8 protein-coding genes are annotated in these 10,975 nt (G+C 58.7%); 5 read left to right on the top strand and 3 right to left on the bottom strand.

What is annotated here, in order from left to right; genetic code table 11:
- Positions 1-475 precede the first annotated feature (475 nt).
- The 3 genes from nifJ to H5U08_RS03370 all read left to right on the top strand — a co-directional run bounded on the left by nifJ (position 476) and on the right by H5U08_RS03370 (position 5,661).
- Positions 476-4,054 carry a pyruvate:ferredoxin (flavodoxin) oxidoreductase gene (gene nifJ / locus H5U08_RS03380; RefSeq protein ID WP_297030118.1) on the top strand — a complete coding sequence of 1,193 codons (3,579 nt, stop codon included), beginning with the start codon at positions 476-478 and terminating at the stop codon, positions 4,052-4,054.
- Between the two features lie 26 nt (positions 4,055-4,080).
- Positions 4,081-5,088 carry a dihydroorotate dehydrogenase-like protein gene (locus H5U08_RS03375; protein ID WP_297030116.1) on the top strand — a complete coding sequence of 336 codons (1,008 nt, stop codon included), beginning with the start codon at positions 4,081-4,083 and terminating at the stop codon, positions 5,086-5,088.
- Positions 5,089-5,421: 333 nt separating this feature from the next.
- Positions 5,422-5,661 (top strand): hypothetical protein, encoded by a 240-nt coding sequence (locus H5U08_RS03370; RefSeq protein ID WP_297030115.1) that lies wholly within the window; start codon positions 5,422-5,424, stop codon positions 5,659-5,661.
- Between the two features lie 184 nt (positions 5,662-5,845).
- On the opposite strand, the gene H5U08_RS03365 is transcribed toward H5U08_RS03370, so the two are convergent.
- Both H5U08_RS03365 and rnc read right to left on the bottom strand, forming a co-directional pair.
- Complete coding sequence (locus H5U08_RS03365; RefSeq protein WP_297030113.1) at positions 5,846-6,844, bottom strand: hypothetical protein; 999 nt, start codon at positions 6,842-6,844, stop codon at positions 5,846-5,848.
- Positions 6,845-6,891: 47 nt separating this feature from the next.
- Positions 6,892-7,686: a ribonuclease III gene (rnc, locus tag H5U08_RS03360; RefSeq protein WP_297030110.1), complete on the bottom strand. Its 795-nt coding sequence runs from the start codon at positions 7,684-7,686 to the stop codon at positions 6,892-6,894.
- Between the two features lie 356 nt (positions 7,687-8,042).
- Here rnc and H5U08_RS03355 point away from each other — a divergent pair, with 356 nt between their 5' ends.
- Both H5U08_RS03355 and H5U08_RS03350 read left to right on the top strand, forming a co-directional pair.
- Positions 8,043-9,302 (top strand): pitrilysin family protein, encoded by a 1,260-nt coding sequence (locus H5U08_RS03355; RefSeq protein ID WP_297030108.1) that lies wholly within the window; start codon positions 8,043-8,045, stop codon positions 9,300-9,302.
- The gene (locus H5U08_RS03350; protein ID WP_297030105.1) at positions 9,283-10,530 is read left to right on the top strand and encodes a pitrilysin family protein; all 1,248 of its coding nucleotides are present in this window, start codon (positions 9,283-9,285) and stop codon (positions 10,528-10,530) included. The genes H5U08_RS03355 and H5U08_RS03350 overlap by 20 nt, the downstream gene beginning before the upstream one ends.
- Before the next feature lie 254 nt (positions 10,531-10,784).
- On the opposite strand, the gene H5U08_RS03345 is transcribed toward H5U08_RS03350, so the two are convergent.
- Positions 10,785-10,975, bottom strand: a 191-nt coding sequence (locus H5U08_RS03345; protein ID WP_297030101.1) for a hypothetical protein, incomplete at its 5' end; no start/stop codon positions are given.

Raw genomic sequence — 10,975 nt, 5'->3', positions numbered from 1 at the left:
GTCATAACCAGGCAGTGGAATTATACGAGGAACGCAGTTTGGGGCCAGCTACGGATCGCCTGCAAGTTGGTGACCACCGCCATTTGAAGTGCGAGGGAGGGTAGGGACCGGACAGATTTTGGGAGGAGGGCGAGCCGCCGCAGCTTGCAACGGCCAGGAGAAATCAGTACGCTTACGGTTTGAGCTTCCGGGAATGAGACGAGATCAGGGAGATGTGCAATCTCAGGGGAATGGCAGCTTCTGCCGACCTCATCGTTGATGTTTTGGCTCTTCCGTGTGACCGGCCGGGTGGTCGGTATCAGCGAATCTGCCGCGCGATAGAGGGGGATCTTCCCCGGAACATTTCCGGAAAACTGCCGGGCGAGGGTGTCCGGTGGGCATCAGCGCGTTGTTGGTCGTGGATCAGCCATGATCACTGCACAGGGTAAAAAAGTTTTGCCGCCGTATTGGGCATAGATCAAGAGGAGATTGAGCCGTGGCCGAGAAGCGTTTCGTCACCGTTGAAGGAAATGAGGCGACCGCCAACATTGCCCATCTTTGCTCGGAGGTGATGGCGATCTATCCGATCACGCCATCGTCCACCCTGGGTGAATTGCCGGATGCCTGGGCGGCTGCGGGCCGAAAGAATATCTTCGGTGCCGTGCCCCAGGTTGTGGAAATGCAGAGTGAGGCGGGTGCCGCTGGAGCCTGCCACGGCGCCCTGCAAGGGGGAGCGCTCTCGTCAACCTTCACGGCCTCGCAGGGGCTGCTGTTGATGATCCCCAATTTGTTCAAGATCGCTGGGGAACTGACGCCGGCAGTCTTCCATGTGACCGCCCGCACCGTCGCCACCCATGCTCTTTCCATCTTTGGAGACCACAGCGACGTGATGGCCTGCCGGACCACGGGGTGGGCGCTGCTGGCGTCGGCATCGGTTCAAGAGGCACAGGACCTGGCCCTCATTGCTTATGCGGCGACGCTGGAAGCCCGCGTGCCGTTCATTCACTTCTACGATGGCTTCCGCACCTCTCACGAGGTCGCCAAGATCGAACAGCTCAGCGATGATGACGTGCGGAAGATGATCGATATGGAGTTGGTGCAGGCTCACCGCCAACGGGCTATGTCTCCGGAGAAACCCGTTTTGCGGGGAACGGCCCAGAATCCAGACGTCTTTTTCCAGGCACGTGAGGCGTGCAATCCGTTCTATATGAAGACCCCTGCCATCGTCCAAAAGGCGATGGACAAATTCGCCCAGCTTTTCGGACGGCAATATCACCTCTTTGATTATGTGGGGGCGCCGGATGCGGAACGCGTCATCGTGGCGATGGCGTCCGGAACCGGCGTGGTGGAAGAAGCAGTCGATTACCTCGTCGAACGGGGTGAAAAGGTGGGGCTCGTGAAAGTTCGTCTCTATCGCCCGTTCGATGCGGAGGCTTTTGTGCGGGCACTACCCACCACGGTCCGCCGCGTTGCGGTGCTGGATCGGACGAAGGAACCTGGAGCGATCGGCGAGCCCCTCTACCTCGACGTGGTGACGGCGATCTCTGAGAAATGGGCGGACCATGCACCGGGTGCACCGACGCCGCTTGTCATCGGAGGTCGGTACGGTCTGTCCTCCAAGGAATTCAACCCCGCCATGGCGCTGGCGGTCTTTGAGGAATTGAAGAAACCGCAGCCCAAGCGGCATTTCACGGTCGGTATCAAAGACGATGTCACTCATTTGAGTCTGGATTACGATCCGAACTTGTCCATTGAGCCGCCAGATGTGGTGCGGGCCCTGTTTTACGGACTGGGAAGCGACGGGACCGTTTCAGCAAACCGAAGTTCGGTCAAGATCATCGGCGAGAACACTCCCTTCTACGCCCAGGGGTACTTCGTGTACGACTCCCGCAAAGCGGGGTCGATGACGATCTCCCACGTCCGCTTCAGTCCGCGGCCGATTAAGGGCTCATACCTCATCAACAAGGCCAATTTTGTGGCGTGCCATCAGTTCCATTTCCTGGAACGGATTGATGTTCTGGCGGCGGCGGAAGAGGGAGCGACCTTCCTTCTCAATAGTCCCTTCCCGGCCGAGGAGGTGTGGGACCACCTGCCCGCCGAAGTCCAAAAGCAGATCATCGACAAGAAGCTGAAGTTCTACGTGGTGGATGCCTACCGCGTGGCCAAAGAGACGGGCCTCGGTGTGCGTATCAACACGGTCATGCAGACCTGTTTCTTCAAGCTGGCCAACATCATTCCAGTGGAACAGGCCATCAAAGAGATCAAGGACATGATCGTCGCCACCTACGGTAAGAAAGGCGGTTCGGCGATCATTGAAAAGAACTTTGCGGCCGTGGACAAGGCTTTGGAGTCACTCCAAGAGGTCAAATACCCCAGCGAGGTGACCTCCAAGATTCACATGCTGCCGCCGGTGCCGGAGGACGCTCCGGAATTCGTCAAGAATGTGCTGGGCCCCATGATCGCCTACCGCGGCGACGAATTGCCGGTGAGTGCCCTGCCGGTAGACGGGACGTTCCCCACAGGGACAACGAAATACGAAAAGCGCAGCATTGCCCTGGAGATTCCGATCTGGGATCCGAAGATCTGCATCCAGTGCGGGCTCTGCTCGCTGGTCTGCCCGCATGCAGCCATTCGGATGAAGGTCTATGATCCGGCCCTCCTCGAAAAAGCTCCGGAGGGCTTCAAGTCGGCACCGTGGCGGGGTAAGGAATATCCCGGCTACCACATGACGGTGCAGGTTGCTCCGGATGATTGCACGGGTTGCGGCCTGTGTGTGGAGGTTTGCCCCGTCCGCGACAAAGAGGTGGCCAAACACAAGGCCATCGACATGCTGTTCAAGCTGGACCATCTGGAACGGGAGCGGGCATGCTTCGACTTCTTCCTCCGCATCCCGGACATCGAACGCAGCAAGGTGGCTGTCGATACGGTCAAAGGCTCGCAGCTTTTGCTGCCGCTGTTTGAATTCTCCGGCGCCTGTGCCGGCTGCGGTGAAACACCCTACGTCAAACTTATCACCCAGTTTTTCGGGGATCGCATGATGATCGCCAATGCGACAGGGTGTTCGTCGATATATGGCGGCAATTTGCCCTGCACGCCCTACACGACCAACCACGAAGGCCGGGGCCCCACCTGGAACAATTCCCTATTTGAGGACGCAGCCGAATTTGGTTTCGGCATGCGGCTGGCGGTAGACCAGCAGATTGATTACGCCACGGGGCTTCTCAAAAAGCTGGCCTCTCAGATTGGTGACAACCTGGTAACCGAGCTTTTGAACAATCCACAGGAGACGGATGAGCAAATCGCCAAGCAGCGGCAATTGGTAGCCGAGCTTAAGAAGAAGCTCGCCCAGATACCGGGTGACGATGCGGCGAATCTCCTTGCCTCGGCAGATTATCTGATCCGCCGCAGCATCTGGAGCTTCGGTGGGGACGGCTGGGCCTACGACATCGGTTTTGGCGGCCTCGACCACGTCCTGGCCTCCGGTCGGGATATCAACCTCCTCGTTATGGACACGGAGGTCTATTCCAATACCGGCGGTCAGGCCTCGAAGGCCACTTTCCGAGGCGCGGTGGCCAAATTCGCAGCGGCGGGGAAACCGAGTCGCAAGAAAGACCTCGGCCTGATTGCGATGTCGTACGGAAATGTTTTCGTGGGCCAGATTTCGCTGGGTGCCAATCCGCTGCATGCGATCAAGGTCATTCGGGCGGCGGAGTCGTTCCGGGGACCCTCAGTTATCATCGCCCTCTGTCACTGCATTGGGTGGGGCATCGATATAGCGAAAGGTATGGAATACCAGAAAGAAGCGGTGGCATGCGGTTACTGGCCACTCTATCATTATGACCCGCGTGACAAAGAGCAGCCGCTCCATGTGGACAGTCGCCCACCCAAGGGGGCCTTCAAGGACTTCGCCCTCAAGCAGGCTCGGTTTGCCATCTTGAGTCGCTCGAAACCCGAGCGTGCCGAGCAGTTGTTCCAGCTCGGTCAGGAAGACATCAATTTCCGGTACGCGCTGTACGAGAATCTCAGCGCGGCCCTGGCACGTTCCGGGGCAGTTTCTGGCGGTGATGGCGAGTGAGGATTCACCCAGCGGAGGAGCTGAACATGAGTGTTGATCTACGTACGCATTACCTGGGGTTGGAATTGAAAAACCCAATCGTGGCGGCGGCCTGCCCGCTCACTGAATCGCTCGATAACCAGAGACGGCTGGAAGATGCCGGGGCAGCGGCGATTGTACTGCCCTCTCTGTTCGAGGAGCAGATTCTGGCGGAGGAGGAGAATCTGGCCCGAGTCCATGAGTTTGGTACCGACAGCTTCGCGGAGGCCCTTTCCTATTTCCCTGAACCGGAAGAATATCGGCTGGGAACGGACGAATATCTTGACAGGATTCAGACCGCCAAACGTTGCCTGTCAATCCCTGTCATCGCCAGTCTCAACGGCACGACTGAGGGCTCCTGGATTCGGTATGCCAAGCTCTTCGAAGAGGCCGGTGCCGACGCGATCGAGCTGAACATCTACTTCGTGGCTGCCGATCTGGAGCGCTCCGGAGCCGAGGTGGAAGCCCAGTATCTCAGTCTCGTCAAAGCGGTGGCTTCCTCGGTGTCGATACCAGTAGCCGTGAAAATCGGCCCTTATTTCAGCTCTGTCGGGCATTTTGCCAGACAGCTTGTGGATGCCGGTGCTCGGGGGTTGGTCCTTTTCAACAGGTTTCTCCAGCCAGATATCCGTCTGGATACCCTGGAAACAAAGCCGCACCTGGTGCTGAGCACCGAGTTCGAGCTACTGCTGCCTTTGCGGTGGATCGCCATTTTGTACGGAAGGGTTAACGCTTCCCTGGCACTCACGGGTGGAGCCCACTCGGCAGAGGCTGTGATCAAATCCGTTCTGGCCGGTGCCGATGTGGTGATGCTGGCGTCAGTGCTCTACAAGCAGGGGTTTGGCTGTATCAAGACGTTCCTCCAGCAGATCGAGCAGTGGATGGAGGAGCAGGAATACGAATCCGTCGAGCAAATGAAAGGCAGTATGAGCCACAAGAACTGCCCGAATCCCGAGGTGTTTGAGCGCGGGAACTACATGAAGGCCATCACGTCGTTCACAGGAGTGCCCATCTGAAAGTTTGTGCCTGACGTTTGCTGTGGACAGCGGAACGTGTCGAGCTGAAGAACTCGACACGTTTTTTCATTCACTCAGCTTGCACTTTTCAAAGAAGACGTTACGATAATAACAATTAATAATGGAGGGACTGGTTGATTCGTTGACAGCGGCATGAAGGTGGCTCGGACGGATGGACCGCTGACGATGATGACCAGTCCACATCGGTGAGTGATGGAACCGGTACGTGGTTGTGTGGTTGTGTTTGGGTGGTTTGGCGTGCGAGAGCGGTTGAAAACGTGGCAAGGGTTCCACCCTCTCGACGCCGCAGGTTTTTAAAAGGAGGATCGACAGGTGGCCAAGAAAGTCGCGAAGAAGGCGGCGAAGAAGGCTGCCAAGAAAGCCGCCAAGAAGCCGGTAAAGAAACCGGCGAAGAAGGCAGCTAAGAAGGCAGCGAAGAAGACCGCGAAGAAGGCGGTGAAGAAGTCAGCCAAGAAGAAGGCTGCCAAGAAGCCCGCCAAGAAGCCCGCGGCGAAGAAGGCGCCAGCGCCGGCGCCTGCACCAGCGGCGGAAACCCCGCCGGCCACGCCGTGAGGTTCCGCGACGGACGCAGCTCGGCGACAGCTCTTTCGAGTACAACGACGAGAAAGGGACGCCTCCAGGACGGTGGCGTCCCTAACTTTTTGCGCGTTTCGTTCCAGTCACCGGGGACGGAGACGTTTCGACGGTCGCTCCCCGCGCCCGTACGTTCAGTTGGTGCACGCACCTCTTTTTGCGATCACGGCAGCCGATCCGGAGATGGCGCATTCTCTGGCAGGGGGTGGGAAAACCGGCGACGGATGATTTCGCCGCTCGTACAAATCTCGACCTCCACGAGGGGTGGAAGTTCCCGGCGCACGTAGCGCAGGATGGTGTGGACGGCTTTCTCCCACTGGGACTCCGAAACGTCGCCGATGAGAATTGCGTCGGGTCCGATGAAGTTGATGGGAGTGACAAGGACACAATCTTGCCGCGGCCGTCGTGCAAAAAAACGGCGAAGCTGAAGGTTCTGCATCTCGTTCCGCCCGATGACAAGTTTCGTGCAGTCATCCAGCCGCACGTGGCGGCCCAGGGTGAGGAGTTCGCAGTCCCACAGCGATGCTCGTGGATCATTGTCCAGAAGATCAAAAACCTTGGGGGCGAACTGGACATCGGTCAGCGAACAGCCAGGACCGGACTCGGGGATATTCTTAAGGCCCAATTGTCTGGCCAGCGCCCAGAGCGGTTTGCGGCTTCGGCCAGTGAAAGCGTAAAGTTTTTCGCGATCCACATACCCTTCACGTTCGGGCCAGGTAGGCGGCAGACAACGGGCGGAGAGCGGTCGGAGAAGGCGGTCCTGGAGTCCTGATTCATAGGCCGTGATTCCCAGGTGGGGCCGTTTCTGACTCATCGGTCGCTGGCCGAGGACTTCCCCGGTGGCCACGAGCATCCCGTCGAGCTCTTCCATGAGCTGTCTGGCCATCCGCAGCATGTACGTCCGACAGTCCAGGCAGGGATTGGCCCCTTTGCCATAGCCGTGCCGGGGATAGCGAAGGACTTCCATGTAGTCTTCCCCGACCTCCCGCATTGCCAATGGGATCTGAAGCTCACAGGCGGCCTGGAGGGCTGCTGATTCGCACCGGTGGAATGGAAGCCGCACCGTCAGGCCGATGACCTCGAAGCCCTGAAGTTGGAGAATTCGGGCGGCCAGGGTGCTGTCCAGCCCGCCCGAGAGTAGCACCACCGCAAGCTTCTTCATGGAACTCCCTTGGGCGCAATCGCCATTTCGCGCAGCTTTCTGATGGTTTAGTCAACCGATTCCAGGAATCTTCCGATTCCTTCAGCCACCGGGCCGACGACGGGGAGCCCGTCTTCACCGAGTTCATCCGAGCAGGGCGGCGGCAATTCTTTCAACTGATGCAGGGCGTTGCAGGCTGCGCGCTGTTCGGCTTCTTTTTTGCTTTTTCCCCAGGCAGCCTGATACCGTGTGGAGCCAATCTGAGCGGCGATCTTGAAAAGTTTCCCGTGATCCGGTCCCCGTTCTTCCAGAAGGAGATAGACAGGTGTGGTCCCGAAGGATCTCTGGCTGATCTGCTGGAGGACCGATTTGTAGTTTTCGCCGATCCGGTCGCGGACGAAGGCTTCCAGTTCGGGAAGGACAAGCGGTTCGATGAATCGCTTGGCGGCTTCCAGTCCTCCGTCCAGATAAATGGCCGCCGTGATGGCCTCGAAGACCGCTGCCAGGAGCGAGTTGGGAAGGTTGGGTTGCCCGGCCAGGCCCTTACCAATGATAATGAGTTCTTCCAGCCCCAGCCGTCGAGCGAGATCCGCGCAGTGCGACCGGCTGACGATACTGGATTTCAGGCGTGTGAGCTCGCCTTCCGTAAGATGGGGTAGCTTTTTGTAGAGAAGCTCACAGACCACCATCCCCAGCACGGCGTCGCCCAGAAATTCCAATCGCTCGTTCGATTCCAGGCGTGTTTCGGCCCCGGAAGCGTGCGTCAGGGCCGTCTGGAGCAGCCGGGGATTCGAAAAAGAGTAGCCAATTTTTTCCTGGCAGGTCCGGATTCTCGGATCGTCGGTGTTTTCCCAGGCTCCCATGAAATCGTCACTCTACAGCTCACAACCTCTCCCTTTGATGCTGACTTTGTGTCGCCAGTGGGGCGTCCATCCGCGCTGTAGAGCTCGTCCCCAACCGAGTTCCGCCAAGCGACACACCTGGCTCGGCTGGGGACGAGCCCAGCAGCCTGTCTACACACCGTAAATTATAGTTTCCGGGCGTTGGCCACGACACTCCCGCTCTTCGGAAGCCAGGCGGCGCAGCGTAGAATGAGAGTCTGGGCACCAACACGAGCGACAGCGCATGGGCTCAGGAGTGCGACAGCAGCACGAGCCAGCGTGGATCGGTTTCGGTGTACGGTCGGTTGTGAAAAAATTTGTGAGGGAAAAAACTTCACGTGACCACCTCCAGCACCCCCTGTTTCATCCATCGGTTCGACAACGGTTTGGTCCTTTTGGGGGAGCCGCTCCCGTGGCTCAGTTCGGTGGGCTTTGACATGGCAATTCCGGCGGGCGCGGCGTTTGATCCCGAGGATCGCCAGGGACTGGCCAGTTTAACCACGGACATGGTGCTCCGTGGGGCCGGACCCCGAGATGCCCGCGCGTTTCTGGAAGATCTAGAAAACCTGGGCGTGGTGTGGTCGGAATCGGTGGGGCATCGGTTTATCCATCTCCGTGCAGCCATGCGGCCGAATTATCTCCGGGAGGCGCTGGCGATCTTCAGCGACGTCGTGCGAAAGCCGCGTCTTCCTCAGGAGGATCTCGAATCTGCCCGCCAGGGGCTTATCCAGACGATTCAGGCGGAGGAAGACGATCCGGAGCACCAGTTGAACAAGGCCCTTCGGTATCGGTTTCTGCCTTATCCCTGGAGCCGGCCCCCCCATGGAGTGATTGACCATGTGGCGGCGATTTCCTGGCAGGAGGTGGCGGAGTTCGTCGAGCGGCACTTCCAGCCCAGCGGCGTTGTCATTGGGGTGGCCGGTCGGTTCAACTGGGATGAACTGGTGGCATGGATCGGCGAACTGCTTGGAGACTGGAAAGGAGGTCCGATCCCTGCCCCGGAAACACGCTGGCCCACCGAGCGAAAGGCCCATGTTTCGTTCGATTCTCAACAGACCCATATCGGCGTGGCTTACAGAAGCGTCCCGTATGAAGACGACCGTTACTTCCTGGCGCGAGCAGCGGCCGGGATGCTGGGGAGTGGTACGAGTTCGCGACTGTTCATGGAACTGCGGGAAAGACGGGGGCTGTGTTACGCGGTGGGGGCCAGTTATGTCGTCATCCGGGGGTTCGGTGGGGTGATCTGTTACGTGGGCACCACTTTCGAACGAGCGGAGGAGTCCCTGGAAGTTTTGCTGGAAGAACTTCAAAACCTCGGGGAGGGAATTCAAAACGACGAGCTGGATCGCGCCAAGGCGCAACTGAAAAGTGCCATTGTGTTTCTTCAGGAATCCAGTGCTGCAAGGGCCCACACGCTGACCCAGGATTGGGCCCTTTTAGGGCGAGTGCGCTCCATCGAAGAAATCAAGGGGGCTGTGGATTCTCTTTCCACGGAGGAAGTCAACCGGTTTCTCCGAGACAATCCACCCCGAGATTTCACGATCGTTACCGTTGGTCCGAGGCCGGTGGAGGTCCCCAGTGAACTTTTACAGCCATAAACTTTGGAACGGAGTGGAAGTCGTTTGTGAGAGCCACCCCCAGGCGCTGTCGGTTGCCCTGGGCTTTTTTGTCCGTGCCGGTTCCCGGGACGAACCACCGGAGCTTGCCGGGGTCAGCCATTTTCTGGAGCATATGGCGTTCAAAGGGACGGGGCGCATCACGTCCGAAGACATCAACCGTGGTTTTGATGAGATTGGGGCTTCCTACAACGCCACCACCTCGTTCGAGGAGACCGTTTATTACGCGATCTTTTTACCGGAGTATCTGGACCGGGCGTTCGAATTGCTGGCGCTGCTTCTCCGGCCGGCTTTGCGACAGGAGGATTTTGAACTGGAAAAGCAGGTCATCCTGGAAGAAATCTCCATGTATCTGGATCAGCCACCGTACGGTGTGGACGATCTCTGCCGGGCGAGATTCTTCGCGGGACATCCCCTGGGACAGAGCGTCATCGGGACCACCGAGTCTATTTCCCGACTCACCGTTGAGCAAATGCGCAGCTACTATTACCAGCGTTACACGGCGACCAATGTGGTGATTGCGGCAACCGGCGCAGTGGACTTCCCAAAACTGGTGGCCCTTGCCGAAAAACATTGCAGCCACCTGGAACCGATGGAGAGCGAGCGGATCCGGCAACGGCTGCTCGAGCCGGCCTACGGATTGCGTGTTCACCAGAAGGCGTCTGCCAGTCAGGAATATGTCATCCAGTTGGCCGAGGCTCCTCCGGCGGACAGCCCGGATCGTTTTGCCGCACAAATGCTGGCAGCCATTGTCTCGGGAAGTTCTTCCAGCCGTCTGTACTGGGAGTTCATCGAACCGGGTCGGGTGGACTCCATATCGATGAGCTACGAAGGCTATGAGGATGCGGGAATCTTCGCGACGGTGATGAGCTGCGATCCCGGCGTTCTTCAGGAAAACTTGCAGCGATTGCGAGAGGTTTACACGGCCATTGAGCAACACGGTGTGACCGCCGAAGAACTCGAACGCGTCAAGAACAAGCTCAGCGCCGCCCTGGCTCTGGCAGCAGAACGGCCTTCCGCACGGCTGTTTCCGATAGGCTCCGAGCGCCTGACGACGGGCCAGTATCGCTCGCTGGACGACGACTTGGCGATCATCGACAAACTGACGCTCGACCAGGTCAACGCCATCGCCGAAAAATATCCGCTGACATGCAACGCAACCGATGTTATCGGGCCGATGTCGCCCGAGGAGTTTCGCAAGGCCGGTTAGCGGTTCGCTGCAAACGCGGGCCGATCGTCCCGGTCGCTTGTCATTTCGTCTCCTGAAAAAGCCAGGATACTGCGGGGAAGTGTGGTCAATTGGCCAGCACGTAGTGCACTGTGTCCCATGCGAGGAGGCGGTTCCAGGCACGCCACCGGGACGATTCCGGGAAGTGTAGCGGATCATCCGATCAGGGACGCGGCGGGCATGCGGAGTTTCGAGGGGGAATGCAGCGCGGTGTCGAAGAAAGCTCGAAAAGTGCATCAATTGTGGAAGGTGATCCCCCAACTGACACCCGGCCGGGGGCGGTAGTAGCGGTAATGATAGTGATAGTGGGGCCAGGGAGGTCCCCACCACCAGGGATTGTGCTCGTAAATGACCACCGGCGGTGGACTCGACTCGCGAATCACGATGGGGCGGTCATTACTGGGCTGGCGACGCAGAGGCGGCTCCT

The sequence above is a fragment of the Thermogutta sp. genome, assembly GCF_014359955.1.
Taxonomy (GTDB): domain Bacteria; phylum Planctomycetota; class Planctomycetia; order Pirellulales; family Thermoguttaceae; genus Thermogutta.
The sequence above is the reverse complement of the archived record's forward strand: the minus strand, read 5'-3'. Positions and strand labels throughout refer to the sequence as shown.